The sequence below is a fragment of the Streptomyces sp. NBC_00091 genome, from assembly GCF_026343185.1.
GTDB lineage: Bacteria > Actinomycetota > Actinomycetes > Streptomycetales > Streptomycetaceae > Streptomyces.
The window spans coordinates 2,553,206-2,570,486 of record NZ_JAPEMA010000001.1 but is presented as its reverse complement, the minus strand read 5'-3'; the positions used below and the strand labels follow the sequence as shown (position 1 = coordinate 2,570,486).

14 protein-coding genes and 1 pseudogene are annotated in these 17,281 nt (G+C 72.0%); 6 read left to right on the top strand and 9 right to left on the bottom strand.

What is annotated here, in order from left to right; genetic code table 11:
• Window positions 1-32: 32 nt before the first annotated feature.
• From OOK34_RS11765 to OOK34_RS11755, 3 genes are all read right to left on the bottom strand, one after another.
• Window positions 33-3,065, bottom strand: coding sequence for a tetratricopeptide repeat protein (locus tag OOK34_RS11765; RefSeq protein ID WP_267033799.1), 3,033 nt, complete (start codon window positions 3,063-3,065; stop codon window positions 33-35).
• Window positions 3,062-4,960, bottom strand: a complete 1,899-nt coding sequence (locus OOK34_RS11760) for an HSP90 family protein (RefSeq protein ID WP_267033798.1) — start codon at window positions 4,958-4,960, stop codon at window positions 3,062-3,064. The genes OOK34_RS11765 and OOK34_RS11760 overlap by 4 nt, the downstream gene beginning before the upstream one ends.
• Window positions 4,961-5,101: 141 nt before the next feature.
• On the bottom strand, window positions 5,102-5,641 hold the full coding sequence (locus OOK34_RS11755; protein WP_267033797.1) for an RNA 2'-phosphotransferase: 540 nt from the start codon (window positions 5,639-5,641) through the stop codon (window positions 5,102-5,104).
• A 134-nt stretch (window positions 5,642-5,775) separates the two neighbouring features.
• Between OOK34_RS11755 and OOK34_RS11750 the strand changes: the two genes are divergently transcribed.
• Window positions 5,776-6,561 (top strand): aquaporin, encoded by a 786-nt coding sequence (locus OOK34_RS11750; RefSeq protein WP_267033796.1) that lies wholly within the window; start codon window positions 5,776-5,778, stop codon window positions 6,559-6,561.
• A gap of 115 nt (window positions 6,562-6,676) precedes the next feature.
• Here the strand turns inward: OOK34_RS11750 and OOK34_RS11745 are convergent, their stop codons facing one another.
• The 4 genes and pseudogenes from OOK34_RS11745 to OOK34_RS11730 form a co-directional block, all read right to left on the bottom strand.
• Window positions 6,677-7,594, bottom strand: a complete 918-nt coding sequence (locus OOK34_RS11745) for a MerR family transcriptional regulator (protein ID WP_267033795.1) — start codon at window positions 7,592-7,594, stop codon at window positions 6,677-6,679.
• A 10-nt stretch (window positions 7,595-7,604) separates the two neighbouring features.
• Window positions 7,605-7,739 (bottom strand): annotated as a pseudogene (locus OOK34_RS11740) (metal-dependent hydrolase); the annotation flags it as partial.
• A gap of 26 nt (window positions 7,740-7,765) precedes the next feature.
• Window positions 7,766-9,538 carry an SDR family oxidoreductase gene (locus tag OOK34_RS11735; RefSeq protein ID WP_267036708.1) on the bottom strand — a complete coding sequence of 591 codons (1,773 nt, stop codon included), beginning with the start codon at window positions 9,536-9,538 and terminating at the stop codon, window positions 7,766-7,768.
• Window positions 9,539-9,543: 5 nt separating this feature from the next.
• Window positions 9,544-10,413: a M24 family metallopeptidase gene (locus OOK34_RS11730; protein ID WP_267033794.1), complete on the bottom strand. Its 870-nt coding sequence runs from the start codon at window positions 10,411-10,413 to the stop codon at window positions 9,544-9,546.
• Between the two features lie 212 nt (window positions 10,414-10,625).
• Between OOK34_RS11730 and OOK34_RS11725 the strand changes: the two genes are divergently transcribed.
• From OOK34_RS11725 to OOK34_RS11705, 5 genes are all read left to right on the top strand, one after another.
• Window positions 10,626-11,615, top strand: coding sequence for an ABC transporter ATP-binding protein (locus OOK34_RS11725; protein ID WP_267033793.1), 990 nt, complete (start codon window positions 10,626-10,628; stop codon window positions 11,613-11,615).
• Window positions 11,605-12,492, top strand: a complete 888-nt coding sequence (locus OOK34_RS11720; protein ID WP_267033792.1) for an ABC transporter permease subunit — start codon at window positions 11,605-11,607, stop codon at window positions 12,490-12,492. Before OOK34_RS11725 ends, OOK34_RS11720 begins: the two co-directional genes overlap by 11 nt.
• Entirely contained in the window at window positions 12,489-13,400 is a 912-nt protein-coding gene (locus OOK34_RS11715) for an ABC transporter ATP-binding protein (RefSeq protein ID WP_267033791.1), read from the top strand. Before OOK34_RS11720 ends, OOK34_RS11715 begins: the two co-directional genes overlap by 4 nt.
• Before the next feature lie 14 nt (window positions 13,401-13,414).
• Entirely contained in the window at window positions 13,415-14,134 is a 720-nt protein-coding gene (locus tag OOK34_RS11710; protein ID WP_267033790.1) for an ABC transporter permease, read from the top strand.
• 85 nt (window positions 14,135-14,219) lie between these two features.
• Window positions 14,220-14,885: a rhomboid-like protein gene (locus OOK34_RS11705; protein ID WP_267033789.1), complete on the top strand. Its 666-nt coding sequence runs from the start codon at window positions 14,220-14,222 to the stop codon at window positions 14,883-14,885.
• 173 nt (window positions 14,886-15,058) lie between these two features.
• Here the strand turns inward: OOK34_RS11705 and OOK34_RS11700 are convergent, their stop codons facing one another.
• Both OOK34_RS11700 and serS read right to left on the bottom strand, forming a co-directional pair.
• Window positions 15,059-15,871 carry an HAD family hydrolase gene (locus OOK34_RS11700; protein WP_267033788.1) on the bottom strand — a complete coding sequence of 271 codons (813 nt, stop codon included), beginning with the start codon at window positions 15,869-15,871 and terminating at the stop codon, window positions 15,059-15,061.
• Entirely contained in the window at window positions 15,868-17,145 is a 1,278-nt protein-coding gene (gene serS, locus OOK34_RS11695; RefSeq protein WP_267033787.1) for a serine--tRNA ligase, read from the bottom strand. The genes OOK34_RS11700 and serS overlap by 4 nt, the downstream gene beginning before the upstream one ends.
• Window positions 17,146-17,281: the final 136 nt, after the last annotated feature.

Genomic DNA, 17,281 nt, shown 5'->3' with positions numbered 1-17,281 from the left:
GCTCACGGCCGGTACCGCAGGCTGTCAGGCCATCAGGCCGTCAGGCTCGCGATGATCCGCCGCGCCTGCGGGAGCAACCAGTCCGGGGCCATTCCCTCGGGCAGCCCCTCGATCTCCTCCGCCAGTGCCGAGATCCTGGCGGCGCCCACGGCCGGTCGGCCCAGCTCCTGATCGGTCCAGGCGGCGTTGCTCAGGCACTGGAAACGGTCCTGGAGGTACTCCAGCCCGAGCCTGGCGTACAGCTCGGCCGCGAGCTCCCACAGCTGGATCTCCTCCAGCCGCAGGGCCTCGACGGCGGCCGGACTCAGCGCACCCTGCGCCGGGGACGCCTCCGCCTCGCGCGCCTCGTCCGGTTCCTGGGAGCTGACCAGCCGGTCCAGCACCTGTGCCAGCTGGTGCCAGGTCTGCGCCAGCTCGGCGAGCAGATCCGGGTCCCCGGAGCCGCCGGCCGCCCCGGCCGCCTCCAGCACCCCGGCGGCCTCGTTCATCAGGCCCCGGGCGGCTGCCACGGTCGCCTCGGTGACCTCCTCGCGCATCCCCAGCCAGGCCAGCGAGCGCAGGATCCGTACCTCGGAGACCACCGCGTCCCCGGTCAGCCGACGCAGTTCCAGAGCCCGCCGGTACGCGGCGACGGCTTCCTCGGCCAGGCCGGCGTCGGAGAGGCAGTCGGCGGCCGACTGGGCGAAGCCGGCCTGCGGCCGGGGGTCGTCCCAGTCCTTGACCGCTTCCGCCGCCAGCAGGAACTGCTCCGACGCGGCCCGCGACTCGCGCAGGTCGCGCAGCAGGTTCCCCAGGAACTCCCGGGCCGAGACCGCCTGCTCCTCGCCGTGCTCCAGCAGGTCCGGCAGCGCCGACTGCAGTACCTCCGCCGCGTCGGCGGTCCGGCCGTCCCGCGCGTAGGCCTGGGCCAGCATCAGCCGGGCCTGGGCCCCGCCATCGGCGGACAGCCCCGCCTGGTCGAACCAGTGCGCCGCCGTCAGGGCGTGCTCGGCGGCCTCCGTCACCGTGTCCGGCCGACGCCGCAGGACGTCCGCGAGGGTGAGGCGTACGATGCCCTGCTCTTCGGGGTCGGTCACCTCGGCGGCGTGCTCCAGGCCCGCCCGCGCGGCCTCCTCGGCCTCCTCGGGCCGCCCCAGCGACAGCAGCACCCCGGCCCGCAGTACGAGGGGGTCCACCGCGTGCCACGGCCGGCCGGCCTCGACCGCCCGGGCCGCGGAGGCGGCCAGCAGTGTCAGGGCCTGCTCCGTGTCGCCCTGGGAGAGCGTCAGCCGGCCCAGCATCTCCTCGGCCTCGGCGGCCAGATCCGGGAGGGCCGGCCCGTAGGAGGAGACGAAGGAGGCGAGTTCGGCCATCAGTTCCGCGTGGCCGTGGTCGTGGCCGCCCGCGTGGTCGTGGCCCCCCGAGTGGCCCCCGCTCGAGTGCTCGTGCTCGTGGCCGTGCTCGTGCGCGGCCTCGGCCGAGCGCAGGTACGGCTCCAGGCGCAGCGCGGACAGCTCCGCGATGGCGATCCGGCGCTCCCGCAGCGGCTCCGCCGCGTCCAGCGCCTCGGCGGCGCGCAGGCCCGCCGCCAGCAGCTCGCGGACCTCCCCCGGCTCGGCCCCGGCCTGTGCGGCAGCGCTCGCCAGCCGCAGCTCGGCCAGGGCGGCGCGCTCGGCCTGCCCCAGCGCGCGGTAGCCGTCGCGGACGGCGGCCAGCAGCTGCGCCGCGTCCGGCGCCCCGGCCCGCGCGGCCGTCAGCGCCTGGTGGTCGGCCACCTCGGCGCGCAGCAGCGGGTCCACCTCCGGCTCCGGGCGCGCGGAGATCCGTACGGCCACCTCCGCCCACAGCGGGTCCGCACCCGGGTGGCCGCAGTCCCGTGCGGTCCGGGCCCGCTCGACGAGTTCCGTGAGTCCGGTGGCGGCCACGGGCGCGGGCGCCGTGACCGGCGCCGGGGCCGTGGCCGGCTGCGCCAGCGCGGTACTGCGTACGCCCAGGGGCAGCACGTCGATCAGCGGGGCCTGCTCGATCCGCTCCAGGAGCCGGTCCGAGACGCGGGTGGTGCCGTTGCGCACGTCGAACCGCCGGGCGATGGCGAGGGCCTCTTCGCGCAGGACGCCGTGCAGTTCCCCGACGGTGCGCGCGGAGCCCTCGTAGGGCACCGTCGGGTCGCCGCCGTATCCGAGTTCGACCAGCCGCCGCAGCAGGACGACGACCCCGCCGTAGAAGTCCATCTGCGTCTTGAGGTCCACGAGGGGCCGCAGGTGCGCACCGTGTTCGGCGAGGATCTCCACACCGCGCGCCTCGTTGCCGCTGAGGGCGCAGAACTCGATGTGCTGGCCGATCGTGCGCAGCAGGCTCTCCTTGCCCCGCGCCATCCGGTAACCGCGCAGGTGGTGGGAGCGGGCCTCGTCGGTGCGGCCGAGGTGCAGCAGGGGGCCAAGCGAGCGGGCGAGGACCCGGTGGGGCTCCTCCATGCAGGTCTGCTCGCCCTTCAGCACGGGCTCCCAGACCTCGATCGCCTTGGCGTGCTCGCCCTTGGTCGCCCAGAACACGCCCTGGGAGTTGGTCTCGCAGGCGTGGCAGTCGCTCATCGTGTCGCGGTCGGCCGCGCGCCAGCGGGCCATGGCCCGCTCGGCGCGCTCGTCGTCGCCGATGGCGTCGGCGAGGAAGTACTCGGACTGGCGCACCGCCCGCTCGCTGTACCCGGCGATCCGGTAGCGCTTCTCCATGTCCTCGAGGTACCCGGTGACGGAGGAGACGGGTACGTCGGGGGAGCTGATGATCTGGCCCGAGACCCACTTGAAGCGCCAGAAGAGGGAGTGGGCCTGGCTCGCGTCGAATGCCGCCGGGTCGCGGTCGTACTCCTGGAGCAGGCGGGCGAACGGGACCACCATGCGGCTCCGCTCGGCGCTGTACTCGTAGGCGTCGATCTGGTTGACCAGCGTGAGGCGGAAGACCTCGGAGTCACCGCAGACCTCGGCGGCGGCGGTCAGCGCCTCGGCCTGTGCGTTGCGCGCGGCGCCCTTGGGCAGGCCGCGGTTCTCGTGCAGGGCGCGCCGGATCTCCTCGGCGGTCATGGTGCTCACTTCTCGTCCTCCTGGGACTCGGTACGGGACTCCGTGGCCGGGCCGTCCGGGGTGGCCGGGGTGTTGACGGAGTGGGTCGCCCATTCCAGGAGCCCGAGGAAGGCCCGGTTGAGCAGGGTGGAATCGGCCGGGCGCAGCGGCCGCTGGGACATCAGCAGCGCCTGTCCGTACAGCGATTCGACGGCGGTGCCGGCGAGTGTCGGGTCGGGCAGGCCCGCGATCCGCCGGATCAGCGGGTTGTTGTGGTTGAGGACCAGGCGGGCGCGGGGGCCGGAGCCGCGCAGCGAGCCGAGGATGCCGCTCCACAGGGAGTCGGCGGACTCGAGCGCGGCGGTGCGGTCCCGTTCCTGGCGGGCCTGGCGGTCGTCGAGGTAGAGCGCGGGGACGGCCACGGGCTGGAAGGCGCGCAGGACCACATCGCAGCTCTGGGGTTCCAGGCGGGTGCGGGCGGTGGAGAGGAAGGCGGCCAGGGACAGTTCGACGCTGGTGGGGACCGGGTCGAGGCGCTCGGTGACGGCGCTCGCGTCCAGCTCGGTGACCTTGAGGTCGGGGCGCACCGAGGGCAGCAGCGCCAGCAGGTCGGCGTCGTAGGTGTAGCCGGCGTTGACGACGCCGAGGCCGTGGGCCGCCGCGATCGGCGCGATCTGGCGGAACTCCTCGACGGTGCGCGTGAAGTGGATCTCGGGGTGGGCGGCCGTGAACTCCTCCAGGCTCATCGATCCGTCGCTGGTCTCGAACGGCAGCCACGGCAGCATCAGGCCGAGCAGCTCGGCGTCGTGCCGGGCCAGGGACTTCACGCCGAGGTGGTGGACGCTCAGGAAGGCGGCCAGGCGGTCCGGTTCGCTGGCGGCGAGCTCGGCCAGCCAGGCCCGGACGCGGGCGCCGAGGGCTTCGCGTACGGCGGCCAGGGTCTCGTCGTCGTAGAGGTTCTCGCGGGAGGCCGTGGGCCGCAGGGTGTCGGTGTCGAGCACGGCGCGGACGAAGAAGGCCCAGTCGGGCAGCAGGTTGTCGGCCTGGTCGGTCAGCAGCATGCCCTTGAGGTGGACGCGGTGTCCGGCCCGGTGGGCGGGGCTGGTCGGCTCGGGCAGGACGTACGCGACTCCGCGCACCCCGGCGACCGGCAGGTCGAGGTCGATGCTGTCGAGCGGGGTGAAACCGAAGAGCTGCGCGCAGTGCCCGGCGAGCGCGACGCGGCGGGTGGCCGGGGTGGGGAAGGCGCGGTCCCATACGGCGGGCCGGTCGGTGACGGGGCGGGGGGCGCCGCCGAGGCCGTCGTCGAAGGTGATGGCGTAGGGCAGCAGGGAGCCGTAGTCGCGGGCGAGCCGCTCGACCGTGGCGGGTTCGGTCCACTCCTCGGCGCCCGGTCGGGCCTCGAGGTGGACGGTGGTGCCGGGCTCCGGGCGTGCGTCGTGGGGCAGTTCGCGCACGGTGTACGAGCCGTCGTCGGTGGCCAGCCACTCGACGGGCGCGGCCTGGGGGTCGCGGGCGGAGCGGGTGACGACCCGGATCTGCCGGGCGACGACGAAGCAGGCGAGGAGGCCGATGCCGAACTGGCCCAGGAACTCCTGGCGGGTGGTCTCCAGGCCCCGCAGTTCGGCGGCGCCGTCGCCGCCGCGCTTGGAGCTGCGGCCGATGGTGGCGAGGAGGGAGTGGGCCTCGGCGGCGGTCAGGCCGATGCCGGAGTCCTCGATGGTGACCCGGCCGGCCGAGGCGGACAGGCGGATGCGGACTTCCGCGCCGGGCTCGTGCGCGTGGCGGGCGGTCACGGCGTCGACGGCGTTCTGGAGGAGTTCGCGGACGTAGACGCGGGGGCTGGAATAGAGGTGGTGGGAGAGCAGGTCGACCAGCCCGCGCAGGTCGACCTGGAAGTTGTTGACGGGGGACACGGATGTCATGAGGTATCAGCTCGCTTGCTCGCGTGGTCGGTCGGCGATCGCGAGGTACCCCCCTCACTGATCCCGGAACGAGGAACAGAGTAGGTGGGCGATCCGACAATCACTCCGTGAATTCCGCCTCGCCCGGCAGTGGCCCTCCCGTCACTGGAAGCGGAGGAATTCCGGCGGTACGGCTTCCGCCAGCCAGACCCCGTTGGCGCTGATCCGGAACACGTGCCCGGCCGTGCGCATCGCCGCGGCGTCCACGGCGAGGACCACCGGCCGGCCCCTGCGCGCACCCACCCTGGTCGCCGTCTCGCGGTCGGGCGAGAGGTGCACGTGGTGGCGGGCCATCGGGCGCAGGCCCTCGGCGCGGATCGAGTCCAGGGCCGCGGCGACGGTGCCGTGGTAGAGGTACGCGGGCGGTTCGGCCTCCGGGAGGCCCAGGTCCACGGCGACGGTGTGCCCCTGGCTGGCCCGGATGCGGGTCCCGTCGACGGCGAAGCGCTGCTTGTCGTTGGCGGCGACCACATGGTCGAGCTCGGCCCTGCTGAAGGGGAATCCGTGCTCCGCGGCGGCCCGCAGGAGATCGTCGATCTCCACCCAGCCCTGGGGGTCGAGCACCAGTCCGATCCGTTCCGGCTGATGCCGCAGGTGTTTCGAGACGTATTTGGACACCTTCACGGTGCGTCGGTCATCCATGTCCCCAGCTTGACGGCTCGGGCGGGCCGGAAGCAGCGATTTTCCGCCCCTCGGACGGACGTGGGACCCCTCTATCGCGTTTCCAAGATACGGAATACATTTTCCGCTGAACGCTTATTTTCGAGGGAGAAACTATGACAAATAAGGCTTCACTGCTGCGGCGGGTGGCGGCCGAACTCATCGGCACCGCAAGCCTGCTCGTGGTGGTGATCGGCTCCGGCATTCAGGCCGAGGCCCTCAGCCGCGACACCGGTGTCGCCCTCGTCGCCAACTCGCTCGCCTCCGCGATCGGCCTCGGCCTGATCATCACCCTGTTCGGGCCCCTCTCAGGCGCCCACCTCAACCCGGTCGTCACCCTCACCGCCTGGTGGGCACGGCGCACCGGCGGCGAGGGGCTCGACGCGCGGGAGGCCTTCGCCTACGCCGCCGCCCAGACCGCCGGAGCCATCGGCGGCGCCGTCCTGGCGGAGACGATGTTCGGCCGTGCCCCGGGGACCTTCTCCACCCAGGTCCGCGACGGCGGCCACCTGCTGGTCGGCGAGATCGTCGCCACCGCCGGACTGGTCCTGGTCATCCAGGGACTCGGCCGCATCGGCCGGCCGAGGCTGATCCCGGCCGCGGTCGCCGCGTACATCGCCGCCGCGATCTGGTTCACCTCCTCGGGGTCCTTCGCCAACCCCGCGGGCACCGTCGGGCGCGCCTTCAGCGACTCCTTCACCGGTATCGCCCCGCAGTCGCTGCCCGGGTTCGTCGTGGCGCAGCTGCTCGGCGGCGTCCTCGGACTCGCCCTGGCCACGCTCCTGTACGGCCGTGAGCGCCACGACCGGACGGCGGGGCTGCCCCGGTCCGGTCAGGTGGAGGCAGAGATTCCGGTGGCTGATATGCCGCGCACCGGTGCCGCGTTCGAGGCCACCGCCTGAGGATCCACCCGTGTTGCCCACAGGCGGACGGGAGTTGTCCACAGCCGTTTCGGCGGGTTTCGGTGAGATCTGAGCGATTCGCCCCGGGGACCCCCTGTGGACTACCGATCGAGCATTACCGGCCGCCGCCCCTGCTGGCCAGATCGTTCATCGTCCGGGCCTGGAGCTCCCGCTCCGTCGCGGCCCGGACGAACTCCGCCACGTGTTCCGGCCCCACCAGCTCCTGCACCGCCCGTACCGTCCCGGCGGGCAGGGCCACCAGGGTCGGCCCCGTCGGCTGCACCGCGCCCGGGGCGCCCAGGTGGCGCTGGAGGTGCCGGGTCGCGAACAGCCGCATCGCCCGCGCCAGCTCGGCGTCCACCGTCTGCTGGGCCAGTGGCCGCAGCCGGCGGACCATCGTCGCCGCCTCCGCCGCGTCCGCGTCCGTCGGCGGTACCGGCCCGAGGTAGCGGGCGAAGACGTGCTCGGTGGTGAACTCCAGGAAGCGCGAGGCGATGTGCTCCACCTGCCCGCGCAGCTCGCGCAGGTGCCCGGTGATCGCCCCGAGGGGCACGCCGGCCGTGTACAGCTCGGCCGCGACCGCCAGCTCCTGCGGGGAGGGCACGAGGAACTCGTCCGGGCGCCCGGGGATCCGCTCCAGCACCCCCAGCTCGCAGGCCTCGTCCACCGCGTCGTCGTCGGGCAGGCCGCCGAACCGGGCGTTGAGCTCCTCCCGGCTGATCCGGTCGGCCTCCTCGTCGGTCCACGGCCCGTGCACTTCCGCGACCAGGCCCAGTACGCCGCCCAGCCCGCGCCCCGCGTCCCAGGCCTCCAGCAGCTCCTTGATGGAGGCCAGGGTGTAGCCGCGGTCCAGCAGGTCCGCGATCTGGCGCAGCCGCGCCAGATGCGTGTCCCGGTAGACGTTGGACCGGCCCCGGCGCTCCGGCTTCGGCAGCAGGCCGCGGTCCTGGTACGCCCGGATCGTGCGCACCGTCGCCCCGCTGTGATGGGCCAGATCCTCGATCCGGTACTCGGCTACCGCCTGATCGGACAATCCCGGCTCCCTACGACATGGCGGCTCGGCCGACCGCGCCCGCCGCGGTCCGGGCGGCAGGAGACGCCGCCAGGCACTCGACCGCCGTGAGCAGCGAGCCCTCCTGCGAGGGATGGTACGACCGCCGGAAGGAGCGGGGTATGGCCGTGCGGGGCCCGCTGCGGGCCGGGCTCACAGCTTGGGCTCCAGCCTCGCGAGCCGCCGCAGCGCGTTCGGCGCGAAGCGGGACATCCACAGGGCGCCCTTGGACTCGGGGGTCACGGGTACGACGGCCCGGTTCTTCACCACCGCCAGCAGGATGGCGTCCGCGACCTTTTCCGGCGGGAAGTTGCGCAGCCCGTACAGCCGCGAGGAGCGCTCCTGGCGGCGCTTCTCCTCGGCCGCGTCCACCCCGGCGAACCGGGAGGTGGCGGTGATGTTGGTGTTGACGATGCCCGGGCAGATCGCCGAGACCCCGATCGACTTGGAGGCCAGCTCCGCGCGCAGGCATTCGCTCAGCATCAGCACCGCGGCCTTGGAGGTGCTGTACGCGGGCAGGGTCCTGGAGGGGAGATAGGCGGCGGCGGAGGCGGTGTTGACGATGTGGCCGCCCTGGCCGCGCTCTGCCATCTGCTTCCCGAAGATCCGGCAGCCGTGGACGACCCCCCACAGGTTGACGTCCAGGACCTTCTTCCAGTCCTCGGAGCTGGTCTCCAGGAAGGACCCCGACAGCCCGATCCCGGCATTGTTGACCAGTACGTCGACGATCCCGTACTCGGCGGCGACCTTCGCCGCGAGCTTCTCCATCGCCTGCTCGTCACTGACGTCGACGCACTCGCCCCAGGCCTCCGGTGCGCCGACGAGCCGGGCCATGTCGGCGGTGCGGGCCGCGCCCTCGCCGTCCCGGTCCACGGCCACGACCCGGGCCCCGGCCTCGGCGAACGCGAAGGCGGTGGCCCGCCCGATCCCGCTGGCCGCGCCGGTGACGAGCACCAGCTGACCGCCGAACCGGTCCGCGTACTTGCCCGGAGCCCGCTGCTCCGGCGCCCGCGCGGCCGGCTCCTCCCGGGCCGTGACGAACTCGGAGATCCACGCCGCCACCTGGTCCGGCCGGGTCCTGGGGATCCAGTGCTTCGCGGGCAGGGTCCGCCGCACCAGGTCCGGAGCCCAGCGCTCCAGGTCGTCGTAGAGCCGCTCGGAGAGGAAGGCGTCCCCGGTCGCGACGATCAGCTGCACGGGTACGTGCGCGTACGCGTCGGCGCGGGGCCTGCGCAGGCGGGCCCGTACGTTGTCGCGGTAGAGCCAGGCGCCGTGCGCCGCGTCGGAGGGGAGCGAGTCCGTCGGGTACGCGCCGGCCGGGACGCCCTCGAACCGCTCGAGCACCTTGGGCCAGCGCTTGCCGAGCGGCCCGCGCCAGGCGAGCTCCGGCAGCACCGGCGTGTGCAGCATGCCGACGTACCAGGACTTGGAGCCCTGGCTCAGCAGCTGGGCGGCCCGGCGCGGGGTGGGCCGGGTCATCCGCTTCTTGATCCAGTGCCCGAAGTGGTCGAGGGAGGGCCCCGACATGGAGGTGAAGGAGGCGATCCGGCCCTCGGTACGGGCGACCGTCGCGAACTCCCAGCCCTGGACGGAGCCCCAGTCGTGGCCGACCAGGTGCACGGGACGGTCCGGACTGACCGCGTCCGCCACGGCCAGGAAGTCGTCCGTCAGCTTCTCCAGGGTGAAGCCCCCGCGCAGCGGTACCGGAGCCGAGGAGCGCCCGTGGCCGCGTACGTCGTACAGCACCACGTGGAAGCGGGCCGCGAGCCGCTCGGCGACCTCCGACCAGACCTCCTTGCTGTCCGGGTAGCCGTGCACCAGCAGTACGGTCGGCCGGTCCGCCTCGCCGAGTTCGACGACGCACAGCTCGATCCCGCCCGTGCTCACCCGGCGCTCGCGCGCAGCCGCCAGTGCCGTCCCGCTCATCCCGCTCATGCCGCCTTCTCCTCAGCCCAGCGCCGCACGTGCGGCAGGTCGTCGTCCAGCCAGAACGCGCTCTCCGCGGGGTCCCGGGAGTCGGTGACGACCAGGATCTCCTCGAACTTCGCGCCGGTGCCCCGGAAGCCCAGGTGCGGCTCCACCGCCCACAGGCCGGGCTGCGGCGGGTGGTCGGAGAAGTGGTAGGGACTCCACAGCGGAGACCAGCCCTCCCGGTGCCCGTGCAGGGCGTCCGAGGCCAGCCCCTTGAGGGACTGGGTGCCGAACCCGAAGGCGGTCGGGGACCAGCGGCGCTCCTTGACCCGGTCTATCTTGTGCGCGATGACGCCGAAGGGGTAGGCCCGGTGCCGGTTGGCGTACCCCTGGCGGGTCATCAGCCGCTCGACGTTCTCGTAGATCTCGCGCAGCGGGCGGCGCTCGCGCACCTGCTCCAGGATCAGCTCCCGGTGCGGGCGCAGATCGGACATCAGCCGGTCCTGCACCGGGTTGAGGCCGAGGCTGCCGGAGTAGCCGATGTCGGCCGCGTACCCCCGGTACACCGGCGCCATGTCGAGGATGAACGGCATCCCCGGCTCCAGCCGCCGCGAGGTCGGGAAGAACTGGAGGGGGATCTTGAAGTTCGCGAAGGCGGTGCGGTCCCCGAACCAGGCGAAGGGCAGGTGGAACCAGTCCCGCACCCCGCGCTCGCGCAGCCAGTCCCGCTGCATCCGCGCCGCTTCGCGCTCGGTCACGCCCGGGCGCAGCTGCGCCGCCACGGTCTCCGCGCACTCGTAGGCGAGGCGCTGGACCTCCCTGAAGCCGCGCAGCTCGGCGGAGAGCTGCCCGGAGTCGTGCGCGGTGCGCTGCTTGGTGTCCCCAGTCATGCCAGCCGTCCGTCCCTGTAGCCGTACGCGCCCGAAACCTGACACTGATGAATGTGACAATGACCGGAGGTCACGTCAAGGTGCGTGCACGGACCTGTGGACAAACTTCACCGGCATCAGCCTTCCGTCAGGGTCCGTAGTCCTCAAGGCGGATATGCGATCCCGCTCCAGGTCTGACGATCCGCGGGCCCCACAGCACTAACGTCGAAGCCGTGACTGTCATCGCGACCGAAAGCCTGAGCAAGCGGTACCCCCGAGTGACCGCCCTCGACCGGCTCTCCCTGGACATCGGGCCCGGCGTAACCGGCCTCGTGGGCGCCAACGGAGCCGGCAAGTCCACGCTGATCAAGATCCTGCTCGGACTGTCCCCCGCCACCGAGGGCCGCGCCGCCGTACTCGGACTCGACGTCGCCACGCATGGCAGCGCGATCCGGGAGCGGGTCGGCTACATGCCCGAACACGACTGCCTGCCACCCGACGTCTCGGCCACCGAGTTCGTCGTCCACATGGCGCGCATGTCCGGGCTGCCGCCGACCGCCGCCCGCGAGCGCACCGCCGACACGCTGCGGCACGTCGGGCTGTACGAGGAGCGCTACCGTCCCATCGGCGGCTACTCCACCGGAATGAAGCAGCGGGTCAAGCTGGCCCAGGCGCTGGTCCACGACCCCCAGCTGGTCCTCCTCGACGAGCCGACCAACGGCCTCGACCCGGTCGGCCGCGACGAGATGCTCGGCCTGATCCGCCGCGTCCACACCGACTTCGGCATCTCGGTCCTGGTCACCTCCCACCTCCTCGGCGAGCTGGAGCGGACCTGCGACCACGTGGTGGTCGTCGACGGCGGCAAGCTGCTGCGCTCCAGCTCCACCAGCGACTTCACCCAGACCACGGCCACCCTCGCGGTCGAGGTCACCGACTCCGACGCGCACCCGGACGGCACCGCCGCCCTGCGCAAGGCGCTCGCCGCGGCGGGCCTCACCCTCCACGCGGGCGAGGAGCAGGGCCTGCCCGGAGCCGGCCACATCCTCCTCGTCGAGGCCACCGGCGAGGACGCCTACGACACCGTCCGCGACACCGTCGCCGACCTCGGTCTCGGCCTGGTCCGCATGGAACAGCGCCGCCACCACATCGCCGAGGTCTTCCGCGACAACGGCCTGCCGACGTCCAACGCCCACCAGAAGGGAGCCGGCTCCGATGGCGCCTGAGACCTCGACCCAGATCCACAACATCGGCTACCGGTCCTACGACGGACCCCGGCTCGGCCGTGCCTACGCCCGTACCTCGCTGTTCTCGCAGTCCCTGCGGGGCGCGTACGGGCTCGGCCGCTCCGCCAAGTCCAAGGTGCTGCCGATGATCCTCTTCGCGGTGATGTGCGTTCCCGCGCTGATCATCGTCGCGGTGGCCATCGCCGTCCCCGGCTCCAGCGACCTGCCGATCAAGTACACGACGTACGCCCTGACCACCCAGGTGGTCATCGGCCTCTACCTCGCCTCCCAGGCGCCCCAGTCGGTCTCGCGGGACCTGCGCTTCAAGACGGTGCCGCTGTACTTCTCGCGGCCGATCGAGCGGGTCGACTACGTCGTGGCCAAGTACGCCGCCATGGCCTCGGCCCTCTTCATCCTCACCGCCACCCCGCTGCTGATCATGTGGATCGGCTCGCTGCTGGCCAAGTTCGACTTCGGTCACCAGACCAAGGGATTCGGGCAGGGACTCGTGTCCGTACTGCTGCTCTCGCTGCTCTTCGCCGGCCTCGGCCTGGTCATGGCCGCTCTCACCCCGCGCCGCGGCTTCGGTGTGGCCGCCGTCATCGCCCTGCTGCTCATCCCCTACGGCGCCGTCTCCACGGTCCAGGCCGTCGCCTACTCGACCGGGAACACCGGGGCCATCGAGTGGCTGGGCCTGTTCTCCCCGATCACCCTGATCGACGGGGTGCAGACCGCCTTCCTCAGCGCCACCTCCGCCTTCCCGGGCGGCGACGGCCCCTCCGCCGGTACCGGCGTGGTGTACCTGCTCGTCGTACTCGGCCTCATCGTCGGCTCCTACGCCGCCCTGATGTCCCGCTACCGGAAGGCCGGGCTGTGACCCTCATCGACATCGACCACACCTCCCGCTGGTTCGGGAACGTCGTCGCCGTCAACGACGTGACCATGCGCATCGGTCCCGGCGTCACCGGACTCCTCGGCCCCAACGGCGCGGGCAAGTCCACCCTCATCAACATGATGGGCGGCTTCCTCGCCCCCTCCACCGGCACGGTCACCCTCGACGGAGCGCCGATCTGGCGCAACGAAGCGGTCTACAAGCAGATCGGCGTGGTACCCGAGCGGGAGGCGATGTACGACTTCCTCACCGGCCGGGAGTTCGTCGTCGCCAACGCCGAGCTGCACGGACTGGACGACGCGGCGGCCCAGCGGGCGCTCGCCACCGTCGAGATGGAGTACGCCCAGGACCGCAAGATCTCCACGTACTCCAAGGGCATGCGCCAGCGCGTGAAGATGGCCTCCGCGCTCGTCCACGACCCGTCCGTGCTCCTCCTCGACGAGCCCTTCAACGGCATGGACCCGCGCCAGCGCATGCAGCTCATGGACCTGCTGCGGCGGATGGGCGCCGAGGGCCGCACCGTCCTGTTCTCCTCCCACATCCTGGAGGAGGTCGAGCAGCTCGCCTCCCACATCGAGGTGGTCGTCGCCGGCCGGCACGCCGCGTCCGGGGACTTCCGCAAGATCCGCCGCCTGATGACGGACCGCCCGCACCGCTACCTCGTCCGCTCCTCCGACGACCGGGCCCTCGCCGCGGCCCTGATCGCCGACCCGTCCACGGCCGGTATCGAGGTCGACCTCCAGGAGGGCGCCCTGCGCATCCAGGCCGTCGACTTCGGGCGCTTCACCGAGCTGCTGCCGCGCGTCGCCCGCGCGCACGGCATCCGGCTGCTGACGGTCTCGCCCTCCGACGAGTCCCTCGAGTCGGTCTTCTCCTACCTCGTCGCGGCCTGAAGGAGCTGGCACCCATGTACAACCCCACCGTCGCCCGGCTCACCTACCGGGCCCTGCTCGGCCGTCGCCGCGCGCTGATCCTCTTCGCGCTGCCCGCCCTGCTGATCGTCATCTCCTTCGCCGTCCGCTTCTTCACCGGGGTGGACGACAAGGTCGCGGCCGACCTCCTCGGCGGCTTCGCCCTCGCGACGATGGTCCCGCTGATCGGCGTCATCGCCGGCACCGGCGCCATCGGCCCCGAGATCGACGATGGCTCGATCGTCTACCTGCTCTCCAAGCCGGTGAAGCGCCCGACGATCATCATGACCAAGCTGATCGTCGCGATCGCCGTCACGATGGCCTTCTCGGCGATCCCCACCCTGATCGCGGGCTTCATCCTCAACGGCAATGGCCAGCAGATCGCGGTCGCCTACACCGTCGCCGCCCTCGTCGCCTCGATCGCCTACAGCGCGCTGTTCCTGCTGCTGGGCACCGTCAGCCGGCACGCGGTCGTCTTCGGCCTGGTCTACGCCCTGATCTGGGAGTCCTTCTTCGGCAGCCTGGTCTCCGGCGCCAAGACGCTCAGCGTCCAGCAGTGGGCGCTGTCCCTGGCCGAGAAGGTCGCCGGACAGGGTTACGTCGACTCCAGCGTGGGCCTGACCACCGCCGCGGTCCTGCTCCTCGCGGTCACCGTCGGCGCCACCGCGTACGCGGGCCAGAAGCTGCGCCGCCTGACCCTCGCCGGCGAGGAGTAGGACCGCCGGAGGATGCCTCGAAGACCGTGCCCCGCCCGGCCCACCGGCCGGGCGGGGCACAGTTTCGCGCGGCATCATCGGGTGCATGATCGAGCATCCCGAGCCCGAGCAGTCCAGGCCCCTGCGGTCCTGGATACGCTCTTCGCCCGGCACGCACATATGGCTGCTGATCGTCGCCGTGACCAGCCTCGTCGTCGCGATCGCCCCCGACCGGCTCGACCACGTACTGCTCCACCGCAACAGCAGCAACATCCACCAGCTGGTCAAGTACCCCTTCCGGGCGCTGCTCAGCAGCGCCTTCTGGATCGAGAACCCGGCCTCGCTCGCCCTCTACGCCGTGCTCTTCGAGTTCTTCCACGCCCCCGTCGAGCGCTGGCTCGGCACCCTGCGCTGGCTCCTGGTCGTCGCGACCGCCCATGTCGTCGCCACCCTCGTCAGCCAGCAGGTGCTCCTGATGGCCATCCAGGACCACCGCGCGCCGCACAGCATGACCCACGTCGTCGACATCGGAGTCAGCTACGGGATCGCGGCCTCCGTGGGCGTGCTGACCTATCGGCTCCCGGGCCCCTGGAGATGGTTCTACCTCGCCGGCGCGGTCGCCTTCTTCGGCATCCCCCTGCTCACCGGCGGTACTTTCACCGACCTCGGCCACGCCATCTCGCTCGCCGTCGGGCTCCTCGCCTGGCCGCTGACCCTGCACCGGGATCCGCACGGCCACCGGCCCGCCGCTCATGTTTCACGTGAAACATGAGCCGGCCCGGCCGAGGAGGCTCTGGGGGCCGTACGGGGAAATTCGCTGGTACGGGCCGTGCGGCCGGGGCACAGTGAGTGGTGCGGGGAGTAACAAAAGGTCCGGGACGGCCACTTCGAGCGCGCCTCACGGCGCGGGCCGTCCCGGACCTCTCGTACCTCCGGTCCCAGGTGTTACGCGGCGCCCAGCAGACGCTCCAGCACCACGGCGATGCCGTCCTCCTGGTTGGAGGTCGTCACCTCGTCCGCCACGGCCTTCAGCTCCGGGTGGGCGTTGGCCATGGCGACACCGTGCGCGGCCCAGCCGAACATCGGGATGTCGTTGGGCATGTCGCCGAAGGCGATCGTCTCCGCCGCCTTGACCTTCAGCCGCCGGGCGGCGAGCGACAGGCCGGTGGCCTTGCTCAGGCCCAGCGGAAGGATCTCCACTATCCCCGGACCGGCCATCACGATGTCGACCAGGCTGCCGACGATCCCCCGGGCCACCTTGACGAGCTCGTCCTCGCCCATCCCCGGGTGCTGGATGTACAGCTTGTTGAGCGGGGCGGTCCAGACCTCGGCGGTGTCCTCCAGGTAGAGCGCCGGCAGACCCTCCTGCACCTGGTAGCCGGGGCCGAACAGGACCTCGCCCGCCACCCCGTCCCGGCTGGCGGCCAGCGCCAGCGGACCCACCTCGGCCTCGATCTTCGACAGCGCCAGGCCGGCGAGCTGCCGGTCCAGCGTCACCGAGGTCAGCAGCCGGTGCGCCCCCGCGTCATAGACCTGCGCGCCCTGCCCGCACACGGCGATCCCCGTGTAGCCGAGATCGTCCAGCACGTGCCGGGTCCAGGGCACGGCCCGGCCGGTGACGACGATGTGTGCCGCGCCCGCCGCGGTGGCCGCGGCGAGCGCTTCACGGGTGCGCTCCGAGACGGTGTCGTCGTCACGCAGCAGCGTGCCGTCGAGGTCCGTCGCGACGAGCTTGTACGGGAAGGGGGCCGGGCTCACTTGGTGATCGGCTCCAGGACCTCGCGGCCGCCCAGGTAGGGGCGGAGCACGGGGGGAACCCGCACGGAGCCGTCGGCCTGCTGGTGGTTCTCCAGGATCGCGACGATCGTGCGCGGGACGGCGCACAGGGTGCCGTTCAGCGTGGACAGCGGAGCGGTCTTCTTGCCGTCGCGGTAGCGGATCGACAGGCGGCGGGCCTGGAAGCCGTCACAGTTCGAGGCGGAGGTCAGCTCGCGGTACTTGCCCTGGGTCGGGATCCACGCCTCGCAGTCGAACTTGCGGGATGCGGAGGCGCCCAGGTCGCCGGTCGCGACGTCGATGACCTGGAACGGCAGCTCCAGGCTGGTCAGCCACTGCTTCTCCCACTCGAGGAGCCGCTGGTGCTCGGCCTCGGCGTCCTCCGGTGCGACGTACGAGAACATCTCGACCTTGTCGAACTGGTGGACGCGGAAGATGCCGCGGGTGTCCTTGCCGTACGTACCGGCCTCGCGGCGGAAGCACGGGGAGAAGCCGGCGTACCGCAGGGGCAGCTTGTCGGCGTCGATGATCTCGTCCATGTGGTACGCGGCGAGCGGGACCTCGGAGGTGCCGACCAGGTAGTAGTCGTCCTTCTCCAGGTGGTAGACGTTCTCCGCGGCCTGGCCGAGGAAACCGGTGCCCTCCATGGCGCGCGGGCGGACCAGCGCGGGGGTCAGCATCGGGATGAAGCCGGCCTCGGAGGCCTGCGCGATCGCCGCGTTCACCAGGGCGAGCTCGAGCAGGGCGCCGACACCGGTGAGGTAGTAGAAGCGCGAGCCCGACACCTTGGCGCCGCGCTCGACGTCGATGGCGCCCAGGGACTCGCCCAGCTCCAGGTGGTCCTTGGGCTCGAAGCCCTCGGCACCGAAGTCGCGGATCGTGCCGTGCGTCTCGAGGACGGTGAAGTCCTCCTCGCCGCCGACCGGGACGTCCTCGTGGACGATGTTGCCGAGCTTGAGCAGGAGCTGCTTGGCAGCCTCGTCCGCCTGGTTCTGCTCGGCCTCCGCGGCCTTGACGTCCTGCTTGAGCTGCTCGGCCTTGGCCAGCAGCTCGGCCCGCTCCTCCGGAGAGGCCTTGGGAATGAGCCTGCCGAGCGACTTCTGCTCATTGCGCAGTTCGTCGAAGCGCATGCCGGAGGACCTGCGGCGCTCATCGGCGGAGAGGAGTGCGTCGACGAGCTCGACGTCCTCTCCACGGGCGCGCTGCGAGGCGCGGACACGGTCAGGGTCTTCACGGAGCAGCCGAAGGTCAATCACCCCTCCAGGCTACCGGGCTGGGCTTCCTGGGATCACATCGATATCACGCTGCGTGTCGCTATGTCCTAATTGGTACGAATGCAAATCCCTTGTCTGGCGCTTGTCCCGGGCTGGCCCGACGGCTGGATCCGGCCCC